The following is a 23,295-nucleotide window of genomic DNA, read 5'->3' on the forward strand; positions in this document are numbered from 1 at the left end:
TCGGTGTAATATAACTTTAATATAGAAATAATTTTCCCGTGTTATAATAAATAATGTTCAAATAGTGATAATCAATTTTCTTAAAATAGTAGTTTTGCTATTAAACATTATACTACTTAGGTACTATACAGTTGGGAAATTTTTTGGTTTAATGCTTAGAGATAGTAAAAACTTACAATTCGCGTTAAACTAGAAAAAAGGTCTCTGGAGGAGAGCATGGCGAAAATTCAGAAGATTAATGTGAAATCGATTGATGAAATCCGTGAAGAGATGATTGAAACGGTCACGAGCAGTAAAAGTGATATCTTTCAAATAAGTGAGCAATGCCGAAAAGACTACGAAAATATGACAACTGAATTACGCACCATTAAAGAAATGATGGTGAAATTGAATGCTGAAGAAGAACGCCTCGAAGAACTAGTACTTAAGGCTAGATTAACCCTTTCAGAGCTTAGTATGAATTTTAAAGCATACACCGAAGCTGAGGTTAGAGAAGCCTATGAGAAGGCACATCAGCTGCAAATGGACCTGTCCATCAATTGGCAGTATAAAAAACAGCTATTGGATAAACGAGCGGACCTGGAACGCAGGCTGCTTGGGCTGGACGAAACGATTGATCGAGCCGACCAGCTTATTTCGCAGATTTCAGTGGTCATGAATTATCTCATGAGCGACTTAAAACTTATGGGGGAAGAATTGCAGAATGCAAAAGCCAAACAGGACTTTGGCTTGAAGATCATCGAAGCCCAGGAAGAGGAGCGAAAACGCCTGTCTAGAGATATTCACGACGGTCCAGCACAAATGCTTGCAAATGTTATTATGAGATCTGATTTAGTTGACCGCGTTTATCGGGAGCAAGGGCCGGAGGAAGCTTTTAAAGAGATTGGAAGCTTTAAAAAAATGGTTCGTGCTGCACTCTATGAGGTCCGGAGAATTATTTATGACCTTCGTCCGATGGCGCTTGATGATTTAGGCCTAGTGCCTACACTCAAAAAATATTTACAAACCATCGAAGAATATCATAACCAGTCTAAAATTGAGTTTATTCCCGTTGGTATAGAACGCAGGCTTCCACCTAAGTATGAAGTAGGTTTATTCCGATTAATTCAAGAATCGGTGCAAAATGCATTAAAGCATGCCAATGCTTGTGAAATAAAAGTCAGACTGGAAATGACCAAAAATGAATTAACCGTTCTAATTAAAGATAATGGCTCTGGATTTGATACCAATCATAAAAAGCCTGAGTCATTTGGAATTATAGGTATGAGAGAAAGAGTAGAGCTTCTTGAAGGAAATATAACGTTTGAATCTAAAATAGGAAAAGGAACAGCTGTTTTTATTGTCGTTCCATTACCATCTTAAACGAAAATAAAATGCATTACATTGGAGCAGGAGGGGAAATAAATGATGACGAAGATTGCGATTATCGATGACCATCAGCTATTCAGAGAAGGGGTTAAACGAATTCTAGAATTCGAAAAAGCATTTCAAGTTGTTGCCGAAGGTGATGACGGAAGTGATGCGATAACGATTGTAAATGCCTATAATCCGGATGTAGTGATTATGGATATTAATATGCCTCAAGTGAACGGAATCGAAGCTACTCGTGAGCTTTCTGAAAAATTTCCAGATACTAAAATTATCATCTTATCCATCCATGATGATGAGAATTATGTAACTCATGCACTGCAAACTGGGGCAAGAGGATACTTATTAAAGGAAATGGATGCCGACGCACTTATTGAGGCAGTCAAGGTTGTGGCTGAAGGCGGCTGTTACTTACATCCAAAGGTTACTCATAATTTAGTAAACGAATATCGCAAGCTGACAGCGGGCCGTACTGGCGGTGGTGCATTTGTTCAAACACTTGAATTACGCCGTCCGCTTCACCTGTTAACACGCCGCGAATGTGAAGTACTGCAAATGCTGGCTGATGGTAAGAGTAACCGCGGAATTGGGGAAGCTTTATTTATCAGTGAAAAAACGGTTAAAAACCATGTAAGTAATATTTTACAAAAAATGAACGTTAACGATCGTACACAAGCTGTTGTAGTAGCCATTAAAAACGGCTGGGTTGAAGTTCGATAAGATTTATAGGGAGGGCATGCTCTGGAAATGAGCGTGCCCTCTGTTTTTCTCATTGTTTTTTAGATAGAATAGAACAAAACATATAATTAAGGATGGTCCCAATATGAAAACGGCAGTTGTTACGGATAGTACCGCTTACATACCCAAAGAAATACGCGATAAATGGAAGATTGAAATGATCCCGTTAAATGTTATCTTCGGCAATGAGGCTTATCAGGAAGAAGTGGATATTACAGCAGAGCAATTTTACCAGCAGGTGAAAGAGGAAGATCTTCCAACCACCTCACAGCCTCCAATCGGACAGTTTGTTGAGCTGTTTGAACGATTATCTAAAGAATATGACGCTGTCATCAGTATCCACCTCTCTAGCGGGATCAGCGGGACTTTTGCTGGAGCTGTAACAGCTAGTACGATGGTAGAACATATTAAGGTCTATCCGTTTGATTCAGAAACGAGTTGTATGCCACAGGGGTTATATGCGATTGAAGCGGCCAAAATGGCTTTAGATGGTGAAGATGCGGTTAAAATCATGTCCCGTCTTGAGGAATTGAAGAAAACGGCACGTGCCTATTTTATGGCGGATGACTTGTCCCATTTACAGCGTGGCGGACGTCTTTCCAGCGCACAGGCGATTATCGGCAGCCTGCTTCAAGTCAAGCCGCTGCTTCATTTTGAAAATAAGGTCATCGTCCCATTTGAGAAGATCCGTACTCGTAAAAAAGCCATGAAACGAATTGTTGACCTGTTAGGAGAAGACGCAGCCAGCGGCGAGCATTACCAAGCCGTAGTTATCCATGCTAACCGTGAAGAAGAAGCACTGGAATGGAAGTCTGAGCTCGAAACCTTGTATCCAAACGTCGAATTTACGATAAGCTACTTTGGCCCTGTTATTGGAACTCACTTAGGAGAAGGCGCCATGGGCCTCGGCTGGATGAAAAAATAATGTATGCGGAAGCCAGGCTTAGCCTGGTTTTTCAACTTTGCTTGTGCAATTTTCAAATAATTTTATTCGACAAAAAGCAGGTAATTTGACGATCTTTGTGGAACTTTCCTAAAAGGTAATTCAATCATAACAAAGAAAGGGTGCTGTTTTTGTGCGTTTTCTTGTAAAAGACAATTGTTTAATTCCTCTAAAAGATCGTCAAGACTCACTTCCCATCTCACAAATCAAAATCATCCCACAGCCATCATTAAACCCTAATTTCCCCTACAACCCTGACATACAGCTGCTTCTAACGGGCAAACAGCTTTTGCTGGATGACCTGCCATTCCCTATTGAAGAAATCCAAGATCATTATGAAAATGGCTATATCACTTATCGTAAAGGAATTGAATTTAGGAGAAACCAACCGATTTGTACTCGTTGTGGTAACAAGGCTGAGAATTGGTTTGCACGTTTTTCATGTGCCAGGTGTGGAGAAATATGCCTTTATTGCCGTAAATGCCTGATGATGGGAAGAGTCAGTGCATGCACACCATTACTTGGCTGGAACGGACCAGCACCAGATCACCATTTGCCTGAAAATATACTCGGATGGAAAGGGCAGTTATCGCCTGGTCAGCAAACCGCATCAAATAGAGTAGTAGAGACAGTTCAGAACATGACCGATCTGCTTGTATGGGCAGTTTGTGGAGCGGGAAAAACCGAGGTGCTTTTTGCTGGAATTGAATCAGCTCTTGCAGCCAAAAAAAGAGTTTGTATTGCTACACCACGGACAGATGTAGTCCTAGAGCTTACACCGCGACTGAAATCAGCCTTTCCTGGAATTAGTGTTGCTTCTCTATATGGCGGAAGTGAGGAGCGACACCTTTATGCGCCGCTTACGATTGCGACTACCCATCAGCTGCTCCGTTTTTACCATGCCTTCGATACGATTATTTTAGATGAGGTCGATGCATTTCCATATACAGCGGAGGAATCGCTCCAGTATGCTGCTGTTCAGGCAAGAAAGCCTGAATCAGCCATGATTTACTTAACCGCCACACCAAATGAAAAGTGGCAAAGAGAGTGCCGGACAGGAAAAAGAGCCTTTGCTACCATCCCAGCCAGATTCCACCGTCATCCACTTCCCATACCACACTTCACGTGGTGCGGCAATTGGCAAAAGCAATTAAAAAAAGAGAAGCTACCAGCAAATGTTCTCGCATGGATAAAAGAACGGCTTGAGAATCATAAGCAAGCCTTATTGTTTTTCCCGCACATACGCTTAATGGAAAAAGCCCTCCCTATCCTCCGAAAGTTAGCTCCAGAAATTGAAGCTGTCCACGCCGAGGATCCAGACCGTAAAGAGAAGGTTCAAAAAATGCGAAATAAAGAAATCCCTTTATTACTAACCACAACGATTTTAGAACGGGGTGTAACATTTCCCAACATCGATGTTGCTGTTGTTGGTGCGGAAGATGACATATTTACCGAAAGCGCACTTGTGCAAATTGCCGGAAGGGCAGGAAGGAGTAAGGACTTCCCCAATGGAGTAGTAACATTCTTTCATTATGGTAAAACGGAGGCAATGCTAAAGGCACGAAAACAAATAAATACAATGAATCTAGAAGGAGTAAGGAAGGGGTTAATCGACAAATGAATTTATTCTCTCAATCTCAATGTCTGATCTGCCATGAAATCATCCAGCCTAAAATGGGGTGGAAGGCTATTTTTTCAGAAGAAAAAGAGCTGATCATTTGTTCAGCTTGTGAGGGGAAATTTGAATTAATTGAAGGGGAAAGATGCAGGATATGCACCCGCCCGTTTCAATTTTTGGATGAAAGGTTTCGCCACGGTGATATGTGCCATGACTGCAAACGGTGGGAGGAGGATGACGATTGGAAGGGCTATCTTGACTCCAATCAATCCATATATCTGTATAACGATTTTTTTAAGGAAGTGATGGCTACCTTTAAATATCGCGGAGATTATGTATTGGCTATCATTTTTGCTGAAAAAATAAAGGATTTCCATAGAATGATCCAGCCTGACTTACTTGTACCTATCCCATTAAGTAAAGAGCGTCTTTATGAGCGGGGATTTAATCAAGCAGAAGCCGTATTGATTGAGTCAGGTTTAACCCCAACAATGCCTCTAACCAGAATACATTCAGAAAAACAATCGAAAAAATCTCGATCAGACCGAATTCATATTCCACAGGTTTTTATAGTCGACCAGCAAATAGAAATAGTAGGAAAAAACATTCTGCTGATTGATGATATCTATACCACTGGTTCAACGCTTAGGCATGCTGCAAAACTGTTGAAAGAATCGGGAGCGAAAAGAGTTCAATCCTTAACGCTCGCACGATGAACATTACTTATACTTCATCCTTAAGGCTTTTTGGGCATTTTCAATATCAAGTCCAAGCAAGCGTCCTAAATCATACGACGGATAAAGTCCATGTCTATACATATAATTAAAAATTCGTTCATGTCCTTTAATGCCCGCGTTTAATTGCTTGGTTAACACATTCCTTAAAGCCGGTGTGGCTGTTTCAGTAATGGCAACAGACAAGTTCCGGACTAACGCTTTGGAAAGACTTAAAAGGTCACCGGCATAAAAACCAACATCCTCACGAAGATCTTCGTCATCATCCCTGCCTGGGTAGCCCGGGGCGGAAGGATAAAACTTTAATAGCTCACTAAGGTTATGTTCAAGTTCGTGAATGCTTTTATTATAGATTTCCTTTAGCTCTTGATCAGGAACTTTTCTATACGATAATTTTAACTTCATTAAGCCTACAGATTGAAATGCAACCAGTTCATGAAGTTCTAATGTTTCATGCCATGCAAGTGTTTTTCTCTCTTGTTGTTCCATGCATACTCCTCCAATCATTTTTCATCTCAGTACTTTATTCCTAAAACATATAAGTGGTAAATTGTCCCTGATGATAATAGACTAAAGATGTAGGAAACTTTAAAAAGTTCTACCGGTGTCGTGGATTGGTTGTCACTATTTTCCCTGTGTTTTTGTCAAAATTCCGACAAAATTTTAATTCTGATTTAGCAGGATTATCAAAGGGGAAAATAGAAATGTAATACATAGGAATATAAAGGAGGAGTCCACAAATGAATTATAACGTTCGTGGTGAAAACATTGAGGTAACTCCAGCAATTAGAGATTACGTTGAAAAGAAAATTTCTAAATTGGAAAGGTATTTCACAGAAGCACCTGAAGCAAAGGTAAATGTGAATCTAAGATTCAATCAAGATAAAAGTTCAAAAGTAGAGGTTACCATCCCACTTCCAAATTTGGTTCTTCGAGCAGAAGAAACAAATGTTGATATGTATGCAGGCATTGACTTAATCTCAGACAAGCTAGAGCGTCAAATCCGCAAGCATAAAACAAAAGTTAATCGTAAATTCCGAGAAAAAGGTGATTTCCCGATTACGTTTGCAACTTCTGAAAATACTGAAGTTCTAGAACAAGATGAAGAAGACTTAGAACTGGTTCGTACAAAGCGCTTTGATCTTAAGCCAATGGACAGTGAAGAAGCTATCCTTCAGATGAATCTATTAGGACACAGTTTCTATGTGTTCAACAACTCTGAGACTAACCGCACAAACGTTGTTTACAAGCGTAAAGACGGCCGTTATGGCTTAATTGAAACTCATTAATAAGAACGTATCGCAGTTCCGGAAAATCGGGACTGCGTTTTTTAAATAATTGAAGAGTAAATAATATCCGATAGGAGGTTTTAATTTTGACGTTTTCTATCGTAGGTTATGATCCGATCGAAAAAGAATGGGCTATAGCGGTTCAATCAAAATTCTTAGGAGTAGGCGCGGTGGTGCCTTGGGCAAAGGCTGGAGCAGGTGCAGTAGCAACTCAATCTTATGCCAACACCGCTTATGGACCAAAAGCACTAGAATTAATGGAACAGGGTAAATCAGCCCAGGAAACACTCGATCTGCTGTTAGCTGAAGACCCTGAAAAAGAAATGCGCCAAGTTGGACTGATTGACGCTTCGGGTAACTCAGCTACTTTTACAGGAAAAGAGTGTTACGATTGGGCAGGCGGGGTGACAGGCACCCACTTTGCGGCGCAAGGGAATATTTTAGTGGATGAAAAAACTGTACAGGCAATGGCATTTATGAAAAGATCATAATATTTTTCCTCCTAATACTTTTTAGGAGGTTTTTTTATGCCATAAATACTATTTATATAATGGTAATATTGTTATTTTATTGAAATATAGTATAATAGTTGTAAATTTTAATCTAAGGAGGTAGGTACAAAGTGGGAAAGACTTATATAAAAGTAGCAAGTGTTTATTTTACAATTGGGGTTTTGGCCGGTCTTACTATGGGAATTATTCATGATTTCCGTTTTACATCCGTCCACACGCATGTTAATTTACTTGGCTGGGTATCGATGGCATTGTTCGGAATTATTTATCACTTTTATCCAAATGCTGCGAATTCAAAGCTTGCTAAAATACAATTCTGGTTACACAACATTGGGGTTCCGGTCATGCTTGGAGGGATTGCACTTCAAGTATTGGGTGTTTCCGCAGCTCTTCCACCAACCATCATTGGTTCATTAGCCGTGGTAATTGGGGTTATCTTATTTATGGTCAATGTTTTTAAATATGTGGGGAAAGATTCAAACTACAATTCTGATAAAAACGTATCGCTATAATTCATTTTTGCACACCTGGTTTCCAAATCAGGTGTGCTTTTTATATTCAAGTAATTCAAGTAAAGATTGTCGATACTGAAATATTAAGTATATTCGATACTAATCTGTCAAAAATGGTACTATTTAATAGATAGTAATAAGATACATAGAGGAAGAAAGGGGCGAGTGTTGATGACGGAAACGATAGGTCGGAACGAACCTTGTCCATGCGGGAGCGGGAAGAAGTATAAAAAGTGCTGTGGGGCAAAGGAAGCTGTGTCGATTACACATGTTATTGAAAATGAAATTGATGATTTGCAAAAGAAATTGCTTCATTTTGCTCTCGATCACTATGAAGAGGAACTATATCAGGGTCTTGATGAATATGAGGAATACTTTGATATTGAGGATGAGGAGCGCGAGTTTTACGAGTTTGTTTACACAGTATGGTTTTCGCTGTTTAATGTATTGGAAGATGGAGAAACCATTTTAGAAAAATTTATTTTATCAGAGGCTGTCAAAAATAAAAGACCAAAATTAAAACAGATTCTTCAATCTTGGACAGGAGCAAGAGCGATTGCAGGGGAAATTACTCATGTTGAAAATAATAAACTTATCGTGGTTGATGGATTTTCCGCTGAACAATTTGAAGCGATTGTCACAAATGCACGAAGATCGTTTGATATAGAGTCATTTTTTATTGGAATCCTTCTGCCATTTAACGAAAAGTATGTCTTTTTCCCAGCACCGTTTGATTTGCCCGAATTACCAGCCTATCAAGCGGTAGATTACATAAAGCAAAAAAGCCAATCTGCTGGGTATCATTCTCCACAGGAGTTTTTCACAGACTTTTTCATGGAAATCATGAGAGATCTTACTATGGTTGGAGGATTGGTTGATGCTGATAGCATGGAGTGGCAATCCCCTATTTATAAGGAAGTAGCGGAGTTACTAAAGAAAAACTTGGAATTACTTGGTGAACTGCCGCCGATTGTGGATTTAGGCATCATACTTTGGTTCCAATTTTGTGAGAAAAAGCCAAAGAAGATAAAAAAACCAAACCTATATGCAGCTGCACTGCATTATTTACTTTCAACTTTCAACCATTTGGTTTCTGGGCTTACTCAAAAGGAAATTGCCAAGCTGTATGATGTACCGGTAGGATCCCTTTCTTCCACCTATAGAGAAATGGATGACGAATTAGAGGAAGAGATAAATAAAGTTATTGAGATTGCATATGAAGAAGATGAATTAAATAACCCATTTACTGCACGCCCATTTAATCCGTTACAGGGGCCAATGCCGACAGAACAAGCTCTGCAGGAAGCGTTAGCAGAGATTCAGGACCAAAATCTTGAAACAGTTGACGAAATAAATGACTATCTTAATAGGAAATTAAATACTCCTGCCCCTAAAAAAGTACCACGAACGAATAAAGAACGGGCACAGCAATTGGTATATGACGCAATGGAAGTTCAAGGTCTTAAACGCTATAAACTTGCTGAGGAAGCGATAAACCTAGATCCGAACTGTGTGGATGCCTATGTTATTCTCATTGAAAATTCAACAAGCCTGCAAGAAGCTTTAATGCTTTCAGAAAAAGCAATGAAAGTCGGGGAGAAAGAACTTGGAAAAGCGTTCTTCGTAGAAAATAAAGGTCATTTTTGGGGCATGTTTGAAACGAGACCCTACATGCGTGCTAAAGCACAATATGCAGATGCCCTATATCAATTAGGGAAAATAACGGAGGCCATACAGCAATATGAGGAAATTCTTGTGTTAAATCCAAATGATAACCTCGGTGCTCGTTATATGTTATTTGCACTTTATTTGGACAAGGGAGAGTTGTCTAAAGCAGAGAAACTTCTGAATCAATATGAAGAGGAAACCGCCCCTGGACTTTACAACAAGCTTTTGCTGGAATTATTTAAAAAAGGTTTCAGTACAAAAGCAGGCAAAATGCTGAAAGAGGCAAAAAAGCAAAATCCATATGTGATTCCATTTCTAACAGGTAAAAAACGTCTGCCTAACCATATGCCAGAATATCACAGCTGGGGCGATGAAAACGAAGCTGTCATCTATGTAGACGAACATCTGCGTCTATGGAAGAATATTGAAGGAATACAAGAGTGGCTGATGAAGCATTAAAAATTGAGAGGGAAAACCTCTCGATTTTTTTGTACCTATAGTTATCGAAAAATGAAATGGAAAGAGGTTTCGGTAACATAGTATAGTAGTGAGTGCCAAAATGAAGAGGGACAGCAAATTGCTGTCCCTCATGATTTTATTTCCCTGCCCCATGGCAGTTTTTATATTTCTTTCCGCTACCGCAATAGCATGGATCATTGCGGCCGATGTCCATTTGGTTTACTTTTGGTTTCTTTTTAACGGCTTCTCCATCTTCTTTCGGATTAACAGCCTGACCTTTTGCAACCTCTTGGCGCTCGAGGTTATTACGGATTTCAGCTTTCATAATATACATGGAAGCTTCTTCTTCAATAGAGAGAATCATCGACTCAAACATCGCAAATCCTTCATGCTGGTATTCACGAAGCGGGTCAATTTGTCCATACGCACGAAGGTGGATCCCTTGGCGAAGTTGATCCATCTGGTCGATATGGTCGATCCACTTGCTGTCAACGGCACGCAGCGTAACTACTTTTTCGAATTCGCGCATTTGCTCTGGAGAAAGGATTTGTTCTTTTTCATCGTAACGTTCCTTCACTTTTGCAAAAATCGCTTCTGTCATTTCTTCTGGATCTTTCCCTTTTAATTGCTCGACCGTAATGTCACCTTCATGAAGCAGGTTAGCATTTACGTAATCAATAATACCCTGCAGGTTCCATTCTTCTTCATCCTCATGCTTATTCGCATGTGCTTCAACATTTCGCTGGATGGTTGAAAGGATCATTTTTTCAACAATTTCACGAAGGTTTTCAGATTCTAACACTTCGTCACGCTGCGTGTAGATAATCTCACGCTGCTGGCGAAGAACATCATCATATTGTAAAAGCTGTTTACGTGCGTCGAAGTTATTGCCCTCTACACGTTTTTGTGCAGATTCAACTGCTCTTGAAACCATTTTACTCTGAATCGGCTGAGTATCATCCATCCCAAGGCGTTCCATCATCGCTTTCATGTTATCTGAACCGAAGCGGCGCATTAGTTCATCTTCCATTGATAAGTAGAACTGAGTTACCCCAGGGTCTCCTTGACGTCCGGAACGTCCGCGAAGCTGGTTATCAATTCGTCGGCTTTCATGACGCTCTGTACCGATAACGGCAAGACCGCCTAAATCGAGAACACCTTCACCAAGTTTAATGTCTGTACCACGTCCAGCCATGTTGGTCGCGATGGTAACAGAGCCTTTATGACCTGCCTCAGCAATAATTTCTGCTTCTCGTTCATGGTTTTTTGCGTTCAAGACATTATGTTTGATTCCTTTTTTTAACAAATACTTAGAAATTAGCTCTGATGTTTCAATTGCCACAGTACCAACCAAAACCGGCTGTCCCTTTTTATTGCGTTCAGCAATATCCTCTACAACTGCACGGAACTTGCCATCCATGGAAGCATAAATTAAATCTGGGCGGTCATCACGTGCAATCGGTCTATTGGTAGGAATCACGATTACGTTCATATTATAAATGTTACGGAATTCTTCTTCTTCCGTTTTCGCTGTACCTGTCATACCAGCAAGCTTTTCGTACATACGGAAGTAGTTTTGGAAGGTAATGGTTGCCATGGTCATGCTTTCGTTTTGAACTTCCAAACCCTCTTTTGCTTCAATCGCTTGGTGCAAACCTTCGCTATAACGACGGCCCTTCATTAAACGGCCCGTAAACTGGTCAACGATGACGATTTCACCATCTTGAACCACATAATCAACATCTAAGTGCATGCTGACATTTGCCTTCAAGGCTTGGTTGATATGATGGTTTAAGGTTACGTGCGAAATATCAAAAAGATTTTCTATCCCAAAAGCACGTTCAGCTTTGTTGATACCATCCTCCGTGAGCATAACGCCTTTTGTTTTTTCATCATAGGTGAAGTCTTGATCTCTTGTCAGTGTACGTACGAATGCATTTGCTTGAATATAAAGAACGGCAGACTTTTGAGCAGAACCAGAGATAATCAACGGTGTACGGGCTTCATCGATTAAAATCGAGTCAACCTCGTCAATAACTGCATAGAACAAGGGACGCTGTACTTTTTGTTCCTTATAAAGGACCATGTTATCACGCAAATAATCGAAGCCAAACTCATTGTTTGTACCGTATGTAATATCACAGGCATATGCATCTTGTTTTTCTTCCTTAGACATGCTGTTTAAATTTAAACCAACCGTAAGTCCGAGAAATTGATATAACTGTCCCATTTCGTTGGCGTCACGGCTAGCCAAGTATTCGTTGACCGTAACAACGTGTACACCTTTTCCAGAGATAGCATTTAAGTAAACAGGCATAGTCGCGGTTAATGTTTTACCTTCCCCGGTCTTCATTTCTGAAATATTTCCTTCATGGAGAGAAATACCCCCCATTAATTGAACATGGTATGGATATAAACCGAGTACCCTGCGTGCTCCCTCACGAACAACTGCAAAGGCTTCTGCGAGCAGGTCATCAAGTGTTTCACCTTTTCGATAACGAAGCTTAAACTCTTCTGTTTTTTCACGGAGCTGGTCATCGCTTAATTTTTCCGTTTCTGCGGCCAGTGCCTCAATTTGATTTGCCATTTTGTCCAGCCGTTTCAGCTCGCGTTTATTAAGATCGAATACTTTATTTAAAATCCCCATCATATGATGAAACGCTCCTTTTATGTCTGATTTTCTTACCTAAGAAATTCGCTATATATACAAAAAATCCTATCAAAAACATCGATAAATATCCTTTATATCTTACCACTTCCATAATAGAGTGACAACATTGTTACCGTTTTAGCCATATTTACAAAAAGTGAATCTTTGAAGTCTATCAGTTCACAAAAATCTCCTATTTCAAAATTGTCAAATTTTTGTATGCAACTATCATTCATGTTTCATGACGAATGAGTCATGATGATGAATAAAAATAGCGTATTTTGTATAAAAATTAATTTTATAAGAGGTTTACAACTTGGTGATATTGTTAATTAAACCTTTAGTTATCAATGTTTATATGTTGTTTTTGGGAAGAAGGTCACGCCATAAAAGTATGAAAAAATATTCACAAATTGTACATTGGAAAATACTTTTACAATGTTAGATACTACCATTAGAGAGGTTAACTTAGATAAATATAGAGAGATAAAAATTTATAATGGGAAGGGTGAGTCAAGTGGCTTTTTGGGGGAAGAAAAAGAATAAAGATATAGATCCTGAAACGAGAGAAAATAAAAAGAAGCCTGGGCTTTTTCGCAGACTTTGGCAGAAAGTTAGAAACATAGACTGGAAGGATCCAGTAACTAGATGGAAAGCATTATTTGTCGGCCTAATTGGGTCTATTGTTATTTTTGGCGGAGGATATGGAGTTCTTTCCTTTACAAACTCGCCAACCTTCTGTGCTAATTGTCACGAAATGGCGCCGGAAGTAACAACATTTACCGCAAGTGCACACAGTGAAATCACCTGTGTTCAGTGTCACATCAAACCTGGTTTTGTAAACATGATGACTCACAAAGTGATCTCATTAAAAGAGGTTTATCACCACGTAATGGGGATACCGGAACAAATTGTTCAAACCGAACATGAGGCGGTTTCTGATGAAAACTGTTTACAGTGTCACTCTAAAAACCGACTTGTTACAGCGTCCAAAGATTTAATTGTTAATCATAAAGGGCATATCGAAGAAGGCGTTCCTTGTATTAGCTGTCACTCTGGTGTTGCACATGCCAAAATCGCAGCTCGTGGGATCAATACAGAAGAAGTTCGTGGTCACTGGACAAATGAAGTGGCACAGCAGATGATGGAACAAAAATATCTAGCACCAAACATGGGTACTTGTATTGACTGTCACGATAAAGTGAATAACGGTGAAAAACCATGGAAGGACGTAGCTTATCTCGTTCCGCCAAATCCAGAACATTTAGAAGAAGCAGCGAAAGAGGAAGAAAAGAGCACTACCAGTGAAGTAAAACATGACGCAACAACTGAAGAAGAAGCGGCAGAGGCAGTGATAGCACATGATGAAAAAACACAAGCGATTATTTTAGAAGCAGTAGGAAAACAACAAAAAGACGTAAAGCTTTCTATGGCATGTGAAACTTGCCATCAGCGAGTTAAAGTTCCACAAAATCACAGAGTTGCAAACTGGGGAGGCGATCACGGTGGTACAGCCCTTCAAGAGTTAGACACATGTGTCGACTGTCACCAGGATTCAAAGTGGATTAGGGACATTCCGAAAGAAGACCTAATGTCATTGTTAAAAATGGCCGAGGTTAAGGAAGAAGATAAAGAACACAAATATACAGCCAATATTAACGTTGTAAGAGAACAATCTCGAATCAATAAATTCTGTAGCACATGCCATGGTGAACGCCCTGAAAGCCACGTGGAAAGTGATGTTTGGTTAACTGCTCACGCTGATAAAGCACAAACTCCTGAAATGAAAGCAGAATGTTTTGTCTGTCACGATCGAGATGAACCAAAAGCTGATTCTACAGATGTTAAAGCACCAACAGATGTTTATTGCCAATACTGTCACAGAACTGGCTTTAAAGATGATGTAAAGAAATAATCAAACTTTAAAACTGGAGGGACGCTTTTATGGATGAGGAGCACAAAGAGCTGCCGGCCCCTCCCCGTTTCCGTAACCGAATATTTAAAATTATGACTCTTACTGTGTTGTTTTTAGGCCTGTTCTTTTTCGTAAGTTTTGCAGGCCTAAAAGGAACATCAGGCTCTGAGTTTTGCTCATCCTGTCATGAAATGAAACCAGAGTTCTATACATGGAAAGCGTCCTCTCACAGTGAGGTGGACTGCGTTAGTTGTCATATCGAACCGGGGTTAGAAAACCTAGCAAAAAGTAAAGCCGAAGGGGTAGTCGAGCTTTATAAAAAAACAACAAAACCCTATACAGCACCCATTCGAATGCCTGATGAAATCCCGGACAGTGCATGTGAAACTTGTCACAATGTATCGAAGCGTGAAGTAACAGCTTCTGGAGATATAATCATTCCCCACGACAAACATAAAACCGAAGGTGTTGAATGTATTCAGTGCCATAACGGCACAGCACATGGCAAAATTGCTGATCGTAAAATGACCTTCCAAGCAGATTATTTAAAGTGGGATGAAAAAGTCGGAACTGCTGCTATGTCTGAAATCAAATGGATTCGTCCTGATATGGATACCTGTATGGAATGTCATAAAGCACGAAAAGTTACGACTGAATGTACAGCATGTCATACGACTGGAATGGTTCCAGATAGCCATAAGAAAGAAGAATTTAAACTCGAAACTCATGGAAAACAAGCTAGTACTGATTTAAAAGATTGCGATGTATGTCATAAAGATATGTCATCAGAGCCTTTAACTGATTTTGAGGAAGTTTCTACATTAACCAAATATCTTAACACCAATAAAGAGCAGGTAAAGAAAAAAAATCATTATGATTATGCAAAAGCGAATACCTTTTGCCGGGATTGCCACAGCCTCAGACCACAAAGTCACGGGAGTTATTTCTTAAAGGAACACGGCGAATTAGCATCACAGAACAGGGAAAAATGCTTGGCTTGTCATGAAATCCAAAGGTCAAGTAACTCAGCTATTACACAAGTTGCTTGTGGTACTTGCCATCCAAGCAGTCATACAAGGAATAAAGAGTGGCGTAACAGACACCCTGTACCGGTTTCTGCTAATCAGAAATTAACAGAATCCTGCTTTACGTGTCATTCTGAAACTACCTGTAAAGCATGCCATCAAGATAAAAAAGATCCGGAATAGAAACATGGAGGAGGGATCATATGCAAAATCAAGAAGCTTCATTTCATAAAGAAAAAGAGGTTAGCCAGGAGACCGAGCAAAAAGGAAAGCTGCCAAAAAAGCCCAAAAAGGAAAAGTTCACATGGTGGCAGACACTCTTAATCTTATTTCTAACTTTAGGAATTTCAATTGGAGCCGGTTACTTCATTAGTGATAAATACTTCTGGTCTGGCTTTGACCAAAATCAATTAAAAAAACAGTTTGAGCACTACAAGAATCAAGTTGACGCTCAGCCAAATGATCCACAGCACCGAGTAAATCTAGGATACAGTTACTTCTTATTAGGAAAAAATGAAGAAGCTATTAAGCAATTTAAAGTAGCCCTAGATTTGGATAAAAACTTTTACGATGCTTATTTAAACCTTGGAATTGTTTATCTTGATGAGGAAAGGCTTGATGAGGGATTAAAAATGGCTACAAAGGCATCCGAAATTGCTCCAAGAGATTACAAAAGCCAATTATTAAAAGGGACAGCCTACCGAAAACTTAAAATGTATGATGAATCACTTGAAACCCTAAGTAAGGCCAATGAGCTGATGCCTGGAAATACAGATATTATCACAGAACTTGGTAAAGTAGCAGAAGATCAGGGTGATAAAAAGAATGCAGAAGAGCTCTTTAAAGAAGCGTTAAACTATGATCCTCTTTACAAACCAGCACTAGAGGGCCTTGATAGAGTGGCTGCAAAATAATTATAACAACACCTAAAGGGGTTGAAACCAGTGAAAAAAAGAAATGTATATATTCTGAGTAGCCTCATTGTGTTACTCACCGTTGCAGCTTTTATCCTCATTTATTTTCTAAACTTACAGGACAAAGTAAAAGTTGCAAGTCCCGTTGATCTTGATGGTGCTCCTGAGTTCAGTCATTTGATCTATGGTGACTTTGATAATGCTTTAGATAAGCCTATGGATGCAGCGAAAATTGGTGAATTCTTATACGTATCTGATACAAATAACAAACAAGTACAAGTTTTTGATACATCAGGCACCTTCATTTTCAAATTTGGAAAAGAGGGAGACGGTGAAGGCGAGTTTATGTTTCCTTATGGAATCACAGGAGATAAAAAAGGAAACATTTACGTAGCCGATCTATATAACGGAAATATCTCTATCTTTGATAAAAAAGGTAAATTTATATCTTACTTTAAGGAAACAGATGAGAAGAATTCAGTAATTAAAGCGCCAGGCGGGATACGTATTTTTGATGAAAAGCTTTACCTTGCAGATATCGAACAAAACAAAGTATTCATCTTTGATCTAAAAGGAAAGAAGCTGCAGGAAATTGGAACTCCAGGTACGGAGGATGGTCAATTACGAGCCCCCAATGCTGTGACGGTTGATAGAGATGACAATATCTATGTAGCAGACTCTGGTAATCAAAGAATCCAGATTTTCACGAAGGATGGAAAATATTTAAGAAATGTTAATGGTTCAAAAGATGGCACTGGCTCTTCCGTTTTCGTAAACCCAAGAGGAATTGCAGTAGATTCCCGCGGTATTTTATACGTGGTAAATAACTTAACTCATTTTGTTTACGGATTTAATGAAAAAGGTGAAAAGGTATTTGAATTTGGTGGTATGGGTGATGCTAACGAGCAATTCTACCTGCCGAACGGTTTATTCGTTGATCAGGATGACCAAGTCTATATTACTGATACATTAAACCAAAGGGTTGTAGTCTACCGCTAATTTTTAAAAATTTCTTTAGGAAAAAGTAAATGTGAAACTAGCATTCTCTGTTATAACAAAATCTACCTTTAAGGAGGTGGTGCCTCTAAAGAGATAGCTGTATCGTTTTTCCGCATAGTTAGAAAAAAAGAGAGAGAAAGAGAAAGAGAAAGAGAGAAGTACTTAGGGAGGTTTTTAGAATGTGTAAAATGAAAATTAGCGTTTCTACGTTACTAATGCTCATCGTCATGAGTTTGTTTAGTATGGTAGCATTCGCTGCTGCGCCTGATGCAACTACATCATTAAGGGCTACAATTGATACTAACAAATCTGTTAAAGTTTTTTGGTCTCAAGTCATTGGCGCTACTTCTTACAAAGTATATGTCGATGGAACTGAAGTTCATCAAACAGCTAATGGAACCACAGTAACTTATACCTATATAGCTGCCGACACTGCTGCAAAGCAATGGAACATCGAAGTTTCTGCAGTAAATGCTGATGGTGAAGGAGCAAAAGTTTCTTACAAACTTGCTACTGGCCCAGCCTATAACGCAGACTTTGGAAAAGCTTCTACAGACAAACAAAATGATAATGACATTACCAACGCAAACCAATCTGGTGGTGGCGTTGGTGGTCAAGCAGTAAACACTGGTGTTCTTCAATCTAACAACATGGTTGATAACAAAGGACATAAAGGTGCTCAAAGAACTCACGGTGAATACCAAAACAACACTAACTCTTGTGCAAGTTGTCACCAAACACACACCGCTGCATCTAAGAGCTTATTGTTTAAAGATGGTGTATACAGCACATGTACTGCTTGTCATGACGGTACATTAGGTTTCTATAACGTATTTGGAAATGGTGAACAAGCTTCTTCTGCTGGTACATTCGGTGGAACTCATGATGGTAACATGTCCGTTCACATGGCTGATGGAGCTGTTAAAATGAAAGCTGCTCCTGGTGGTAACCCTAACGGAACTGGTACTTGGGATAAAGAATTTAACTGTGCAAGCTGTCACGCACCACACGGTTCTTACTCTGACCGTTTATTGCACTACAGTCCAAACGGCATGGGATCTTCCACTCCCGCGGAGGGCGGAATTAAAGCTGGTGGATATAAAGCTGGTACTCAAGTTGCTGTTCTTGATTACGCTCAAAAAGAAACTGGAACTACAAGATTCATTGGCGTTAAAGGAACAAAAGCTCAACATGGTTTAACTGAAGATAAATATCCATATAACGAAATCGGTGATACTGACGTTGTTATCATGATTTATGAAAAGGCACCTGGTAAAACAACATACTCTAAGACAACTAACCCATGGATTTACGGTTACCCAACTCGTGGTTCATCTGGTAACAACCATCACTACTATACTCGTTTCTTTACAAAAGACCCTGCTACTGCAGGCTTCGTGAACGCAAATGGTACTTACCCTACTGCTCAAGCAGCTGATGTAATTGACCATTATGATTACCTTGCTGATACAGCACACATCAAATATGGTTACGGTTTAGTTTGGGGCGCCGCAGGCAGCGATGTTTCAAAAGCTACTTTTGCTGAAGTTTCTCGTGCTTATGTTGTAAAGTTAGACCTAATGCCAATCTTAGATCCTACAAAAGATACAACTAACATTGGAAAATTTGATCCAGGTGAAGAATTAACATTTGGCGGAGTTAAGATTACAACTGTTAACCAACGTGCTCTTTACGCTGGTGAAACAAATGAGTTCTCTACAAACATTAAAGATCGTTGGGGAGTTACAACTCCTGGTACTGACAAAGTATCTGGATGGGGTGTTGCAATGTCTGGCTACTGTTCATCTTGTCACACTGACTACTTAGCTTCAACAAGCAACAAAGCTGCAGGTACTGAAGGAGAAGGAACATGGGATAAGGCATTCCGTCACACTACAACTTCTGACTCTTACACTTGCGTACGTTGTCACTTTGCACACGGAACTGACGTTGAAGTTATGACTGATGCTCACTTACGTAATAAAGCTGAAGTCGCTACAGATCTAAAAGCTTATAACCCTGCTTTGACTGATGATCAAGCAAAAACTCTTGCAAATGATTACCTATTAGACAAAGGTGCATCTTCTGCATTAAAACGTTTCACAAACATGGCTGTTTGTTGGTCTTGTCATACAAGCTCAAAAGCTGAACAGTTAAAGAACACTGATTCCTACAAGTATATGGATGGAGATACAATGTACGATCCACGCGGCATTCCAACTACTGAAGGAACAACTAACTGGCCTAAAAAATAAAAAAAGCTACCAAATAGCCCCACTATTTGATAGCCCTGTACGGAATATGTAAATATAAAGATAGCAGCCTTGACTTACAGTCAGGCTGTTATCTTATTTCTATTTTAAGATAAGTTCACAAATTCGTCAATTATCCACTTCACGAATTTGTCAAACATTCCTCACATTTTATCTATTCAAATTAAGGTTGATAAGGACTATATTCATATTAGAAACAATTAGTTATTTATAGTATTATATTGAATTTTTAACTTTTGATTCTGTGACTTACTTCACTTTGCTAATTTATTAATAAATGTCTCTAAAAGGAAAAGAAAAGGATGACTAGTTATGAAGAAGCCCAGCTTAAAACACATTATTGCCAGTAACGTATTCCTTTTAATTTTATCTATCCTTTTTGTATTACCTATTCAAGTTGTGGAATCGGCCGGTGAAAACTTAACATTAGAAATCTCTTCTCCACAGAACAATTCTTCTCATAAAACCCCTACTGTGACTTTTAACGGGACAGTAAATAATGGGACTTCACCTATCTCGGAAATAACCCTTATTCCATTTATAGATGATCAAGAGGGTTTGCCTATTAATATTTCAACTGAAGGTAAATGGAGCTTCGATTTCCAATTTACTGATGGGCTACACAATGTTTCATTTAAAGCAACTGTCTCAGACGGATTACCAGTTGAAAAAACAATTTCCCTTATTGTCGATACTACTAGACCTATTATAAAAAGTATCATGATAGTTCCTCCAGGAATAACGGATGCAAAATATTATTTACCGGTGGAGGATATGACTGGAGTACCTTTAGAGTCTAAAATACTTGTAACTGTCGAAGAGAGTAACACATTAGATCTAAACGGACTTCTTTCAGCTATTTCTGAGAACGGAACTTCACTACAATTTATTGAAGATGAAAATAGTAGATTCCCAAACAGGAATGATAAAGGAGAATATGAAATTTTATATAAACCTGAACAATCATTAGTAAAAAGCACTACATATCACGTTTATGTAAATCCTTTTACTAGTGACACTGCTGGAAATTTTCTTTACCCAAAATACTTTAAATTTTCAACAAATAGTAACGAAAACCCTGAAGATGTACACGGAAAACAAATGGGGAATACCCAGGCCTGTGCGAACTGTCATAGTACTCACATTGCAAATAATAAAAGTTTACAAGGTGGTAAATATGGGGAAGTGTCAGCAACAAATTATTGCATGGCGTGCCACGATGGGACATCAGGTGCGCCTGTCATCCAAGATTTTAAGTCACACAAGCATAAGAATATTGGAGAGAAAACTGACACATGTACCAGTTGTCATAACCCACATCTATCCTGGTCAATGCAAAACCCTAATCGTCTAAAAGATCATTTTGTTGTTAATCACGAAGATACAACTATGGACCCACTAAGAGAGATAGACAGTGATAAAGAATTATGTGAATCTTGTCATGAATTTGGTGACCCGGCTAATGCTCAATTCAAATCTCATTATCGTATTTTGACTTATAAAAAGTCCTTAACTGCAACAGGAACTGTTGAAGATTACTCACTCTGTCTTCGTTGCCATGACGGTAATAAAGGAAGTGATATCAAATCCTTTTATTCTAATCCTACCTTCGTTGCCAACTCCGGTCATAATATCACTGCGACTGATGGCAGCCTATTAAACGGGCAGATGCCTTGTGCTGATTGCCATGTAACACATGGGTCCGATAACATAAAAGGTCTAAAGAAAAAATTGGGTCACTCAGATAGGGATGATGAGTTTATTACAACTAGCACTACTTGGACTGATGGGAAGGAAGAGCGTGAATTTTGTTTGAAATGTCATAATAATATTACTACCATGTATGGGAAAACAGCTGCTCTCTCTACATTAGATAGGAACGGTGAGGAAATTCCAGAACATCTTCCTGCTAATGAAACTGCTTGTTTTAGCTGCCATGGAACAGGTGAAACGCTTGAAGAAAAGGCAATTTCTGCTGCTCATGCACCGAAAAAGTAAACCCATGTGTAGCAACATAACTGTGCATAATATATAAGCAAAAGGCTTGTCAAACATGTCCTACTGACCCTATCCATCAAAATCAGCATTTGGATTGTATTACATGTCATAAGGAGCCACTGCCTAAAATTAACATCCCAGCACATTAGACTAGAGATTACTCAAATAAGCAATAAAAACGAGAGGATTCGTCCTCTCGTTTTTATGTGGATAAGTTTAAATTTTTTTTGAGATTCGGTGTTTAATTGTAGATAACTCCTGTTTATATGTAGATATGTGGATAAAATATTAAGAAAATTTTTAAAACTTGTAGATAACTTTACTTATCCACATAAGTAATTAAAAACTTTTTCCCTTAGTTGTGGATAAGTGATGTTGTCCACAGGATATATTGTGTAATCCTCGAGACTTTCCTTCATTATACATTCATTTTTGATATTCCCCCTCTACTCAGGCTATAATGGATAAGGAACATACGAACGCCCATGACATATGTTAGGTATAGACCGTAATTTTTATAGAGGTGAAGAAAAATGGAATTAGCAGAAATTCGAAATGAACTTGAGAAAACAGCTAAACGTTTAGCGGACTTTAGGGGGTCTCTTTGACCTTGAAAATAAGGAAGCACGTATAGCAGAACTTGATGATCAAATGCTTCATCCTGATTTTTGGAATGACCAGCAGGCTGCCCAAACCGTAATAAGTGAAGCCAATGCATTAAAGGATCAGGTGAATGAGTTTACCCAGATGTATGAAACATTTGAGAATCTAGAAGTGAGCTACGAGCTTGTAAAAGAAGAAAGTGATGCGGAATTACAAGCAGAGCTTGAAGAAGAATTAACAAACCTAACTTCGAGACTAAATGATTTTGAACTTCAGCTGCTTCTAAGTGAAGAATACGATAAACATAATGCGATTTTGGAGCTGCATCCAGGTGCTGGTGGAACCGAGTCCCAGGATTGGGGCTCGATGCTGCTGCGTATGTATACACGCTGGGCTGAGAAAAAGGGCTTTAAGGTAGAAACCCTTGATTATCTTCCAGGTGATGAAGCAGGGATTAAAAGCGTAACCCTCGCAATAAGAGGTCATAACGCTTACGGTTACTTAAAAGCTGAAAAGGGTGTACACAGATTAGTGCGAATTTCGCCGTTTGATGCTTCAGGACGCCGCCATACTTCGTTTGTATCATGCGAAGTCATGCCGGAGTTTAATGATGAAATTCAAATTGATATCCGTACAGAGGATCTTAAAATAGATACGTATCGTGCGAGCGGTGCCGGCGGACAGCATATCAACACAACGGATTCCGCAGTAAGGATTACTCATACACCAACCGGGGTTGTGGTTACCTGTCAATCTGAACGTTCGCAGATCAAGAACCGTGAAGCAGCCATGAAAATGCTAAAAGCGAAGCTTTATCAACGCGAAATCGAACAGCAGGAAAAAGAATTACTCGAAATTCGTGGTGAACAAAAGGAAATCGGCTGGGGAAGTCAAATTCGTTCCTACGTTTTCCATCCTTATTCGATGGTTAAGGATCACCGTACAAATACCGAAAGCGGAAACGTTCAAGGAGTTATGGATGGAGACTTAGATCCGTTTATTGACGCTTACCTGCGTTCGAGAATTTCATAATAAAAATAAAGGCCTTTGCCGGATGAGTCGGCAAAGGCTATTCTT

The 23,295-nt window shown here is 39.2% G+C and carries 17 protein-coding genes and 1 pseudogene; 16 read left to right on the forward strand and 2 right to left on the reverse strand.

All coding sequences use genetic code 11. From position 1 onward, the window contains the following. The first annotated feature begins 216 nt into the window (after window positions 1–216). The 5 genes from ACIQAA_RS10900 to ACIQAA_RS10920 all read left to right on the forward strand — a co-directional run bounded on the left by ACIQAA_RS10900 (window position 217) and on the right by ACIQAA_RS10920 (window position 5,383). Window positions 217–1,362 (forward strand): sensor histidine kinase, encoded by a 1,146-nt coding sequence (locus ACIQAA_RS10900; RefSeq protein WP_402618829.1) that lies wholly within the window; start codon window positions 217–219, stop codon window positions 1,360–1,362. Between the two features lie 45 nt (window positions 1,363–1,407). Next, on the forward strand, window positions 1,408–2,088 hold the full coding sequence (locus ACIQAA_RS10905) for a response regulator (RefSeq protein WP_402619531.1): 681 nt from the start codon (window positions 1,408–1,410) through the stop codon (window positions 2,086–2,088). Window positions 2,089–2,191: 103 nt separating this feature from the next. Further along, the gene (locus tag ACIQAA_RS10910) at window positions 2,192–3,031 is read left to right on the forward strand and encodes a DegV family protein (protein ID WP_402618831.1); all 840 of its coding nucleotides are present in this window, start codon (window positions 2,192–2,194) and stop codon (window positions 3,029–3,031) included. A 151-nt stretch (window positions 3,032–3,182) separates the two neighbouring features. Further along, on the forward strand, window positions 3,183–4,670 hold the full coding sequence (locus ACIQAA_RS10915) for an ATP-dependent helicase ComFA (RefSeq protein ID WP_402618833.1): 1,488 nt from the start codon (window positions 3,183–3,185) through the stop codon (window positions 4,668–4,670). Further along, window positions 4,667–5,383, forward strand: coding sequence for a ComFC family protein (locus ACIQAA_RS10920; RefSeq protein ID WP_402618835.1), 717 nt, complete (start codon window positions 4,667–4,669; stop codon window positions 5,381–5,383). The genes ACIQAA_RS10915 and ACIQAA_RS10920 overlap by 4 nt, the downstream gene beginning before the upstream one ends. A 3-nt stretch (window positions 5,384–5,386) precedes the next feature. Here ACIQAA_RS10920 and ACIQAA_RS10925 read toward each other — a convergent pair whose 3' ends face one another. Further along, on the reverse strand, window positions 5,387–5,890 hold the full coding sequence (locus ACIQAA_RS10925; RefSeq protein ID WP_402618838.1) for a spore coat protein: 504 nt from the start codon (window positions 5,888–5,890) through the stop codon (window positions 5,387–5,389). Window positions 5,891–6,141: 251 nt separating this feature from the next. On the opposite strand from ACIQAA_RS10925, the gene hpf reads away from it, so the two are divergent. The 4 genes and pseudogenes from hpf (at window position 6,142) to ACIQAA_RS10945 (ending at window position 9,841) form a co-directional block, all read left to right on the forward strand. After that, complete coding sequence (gene hpf / locus ACIQAA_RS10930; protein WP_402618841.1) at window positions 6,142–6,690, forward strand: ribosome hibernation-promoting factor, HPF/YfiA family; 549 nt, start codon at window positions 6,142–6,144, stop codon at window positions 6,688–6,690. 86 nt (window positions 6,691–6,776) lie between these two features. Beyond that, a pseudogene (locus tag ACIQAA_RS10935) lies at window positions 6,777–7,160 on the forward strand (DUF1028 domain-containing protein); the annotation flags it as partial. Between the two features lie 152 nt (window positions 7,161–7,312). Next, window positions 7,313–7,714, forward strand: a complete 402-nt coding sequence (locus ACIQAA_RS10940; RefSeq protein ID WP_402618844.1) for a cytochrome-c oxidase — start codon at window positions 7,313–7,315, stop codon at window positions 7,712–7,714. Between the two features lie 171 nt (window positions 7,715–7,885). Then, window positions 7,886–9,841, forward strand: a complete 1,956-nt coding sequence (locus tag ACIQAA_RS10945) for an SEC-C metal-binding domain-containing protein (protein ID WP_402618847.1) — start codon at window positions 7,886–7,888, stop codon at window positions 9,839–9,841. 136 nt (window positions 9,842–9,977) lie between these two features. Here the strand turns inward: ACIQAA_RS10945 and secA are convergent, their stop codons facing one another. Beyond that, window positions 9,978–12,491, reverse strand: coding sequence for a preprotein translocase subunit SecA (gene secA / locus ACIQAA_RS10950; RefSeq protein WP_402618849.1), 2,514 nt, complete (start codon window positions 12,489–12,491; stop codon window positions 9,978–9,980). 517 nt (window positions 12,492–13,008) lie between these two features. On the opposite strand from secA, the gene ACIQAA_RS10955 reads away from it, so the two are divergent. The 7 genes from ACIQAA_RS10955 to prfB all read left to right on the forward strand — a co-directional run bounded on the left by ACIQAA_RS10955 (window position 13,009) and on the right by prfB (window position 23,250). Next, a complete protein-coding gene (locus ACIQAA_RS10955; protein WP_402618851.1) occupies window positions 13,009–14,406 on the forward strand; it encodes a NapC/NirT family cytochrome c in 1,398 nt (465 codons plus the stop codon). Between the two features lie 29 nt (window positions 14,407–14,435). Continuing rightward, window positions 14,436–15,614, forward strand: a complete 1,179-nt coding sequence (locus tag ACIQAA_RS10960) for a cytochrome c3 family protein (RefSeq protein WP_402618854.1) — start codon at window positions 14,436–14,438, stop codon at window positions 15,612–15,614. A 20-nt stretch (window positions 15,615–15,634) separates the two neighbouring features. Further along, on the forward strand, window positions 15,635–16,345 hold the full coding sequence (locus tag ACIQAA_RS10965) for a tetratricopeptide repeat protein (RefSeq protein ID WP_402618857.1): 711 nt from the start codon (window positions 15,635–15,637) through the stop codon (window positions 16,343–16,345). A 30-nt stretch (window positions 16,346–16,375) separates the two neighbouring features. After that, complete coding sequence (locus ACIQAA_RS10970) at window positions 16,376–17,344, forward strand: 6-bladed beta-propeller (RefSeq protein WP_402618860.1); 969 nt, start codon at window positions 16,376–16,378, stop codon at window positions 17,342–17,344. A 179-nt stretch (window positions 17,345–17,523) separates the two neighbouring features. After that, entirely contained in the window at window positions 17,524–19,599 is a 2,076-nt protein-coding gene (locus ACIQAA_RS10975; protein ID WP_402618862.1) for a cytochrome c3 family protein, read from the forward strand. Window positions 19,600–19,929: 330 nt separating this feature from the next. Then, window positions 19,930–21,615: an Ig-like domain-containing domain gene (locus ACIQAA_RS10980; protein ID WP_402618864.1), complete on the forward strand. Its 1,686-nt coding sequence runs from the start codon at window positions 19,930–19,932 to the stop codon at window positions 21,613–21,615. A 533-nt stretch (window positions 21,616–22,148) separates the two neighbouring features. Beyond that, window positions 22,149–23,250, forward strand: a protein-coding gene (prfB, locus tag ACIQAA_RS10985; RefSeq protein ID WP_283862149.1) for a peptide chain release factor 2 whose coding sequence is annotated in 2 segments (ribosomal slippage) — window positions 22,149–22,220 and window positions 22,222–23,250 — 1,101 coding nt in all. Because the reading frame shifts where the segments join, the coding sequence is not laid out codon by codon here. Window positions 23,251–23,295: the final 45 nt, after the last annotated feature.

This window comes from Neobacillus sp. NPDC093182, from assembly GCF_044754045.1.

Bases quoted from the DNA above. Each gene is read 5' to 3' on its own strand.
- ACIQAA_RS10925 (WP_402618838.1), bottom strand. From the start codon at position 5,890: ATGGAACAACAAGAGAGAAAAACACTTGCATGGCATGAAACATTAGAA.
- ACIQAA_RS10975 (WP_402618862.1), top strand. From the start codon at position 17,524: ATGTGTAAAATGAAAATTAGCGTTTCTACGTTACTAATGCTCATCGTC.
- ACIQAA_RS10920 (WP_402618835.1), top strand. From the start codon at position 4,667: ATGAATTTATTCTCTCAATCTCAATGTCTGATCTGCCATGAAATCATC.
- hpf (WP_402618841.1), top strand. From the start codon at position 6,142: ATGAATTATAACGTTCGTGGTGAAAACATTGAGGTAACTCCAGCAATT.
- ACIQAA_RS10910 (WP_402618831.1), top strand. From the start codon at position 2,192: ATGAAAACGGCAGTTGTTACGGATAGTACCGCTTACATACCCAAAGAA.
- ACIQAA_RS10960 (WP_402618854.1), top strand. From the start codon at position 14,436: ATGGATGAGGAGCACAAAGAGCTGCCGGCCCCTCCCCGTTTCCGTAAC.
- secA (WP_402618849.1), bottom strand. From the start codon at position 12,491: ATGATGGGGATTTTAAATAAAGTATTCGATCTTAATAAACGCGAGCTG.
- ACIQAA_RS10905 (WP_402619531.1), top strand. From the start codon at position 1,408: ATGACGAAGATTGCGATTATCGATGACCATCAGCTATTCAGAGAAGGG.
- ACIQAA_RS10980 (WP_402618864.1), top strand. From the start codon at position 19,930: ATGAAGAAGCCCAGCTTAAAACACATTATTGCCAGTAACGTATTCCTT.
- ACIQAA_RS10900 (WP_402618829.1), top strand. From the start codon at position 217: ATGGCGAAAATTCAGAAGATTAATGTGAAATCGATTGATGAAATCCGT.
- ACIQAA_RS10945 (WP_402618847.1), top strand. From the start codon at position 7,886: ATGACGGAAACGATAGGTCGGAACGAACCTTGTCCATGCGGGAGCGGG.
- ACIQAA_RS10965 (WP_402618857.1), top strand. From the start codon at position 15,635: ATGCAAAATCAAGAAGCTTCATTTCATAAAGAAAAAGAGGTTAGCCAG.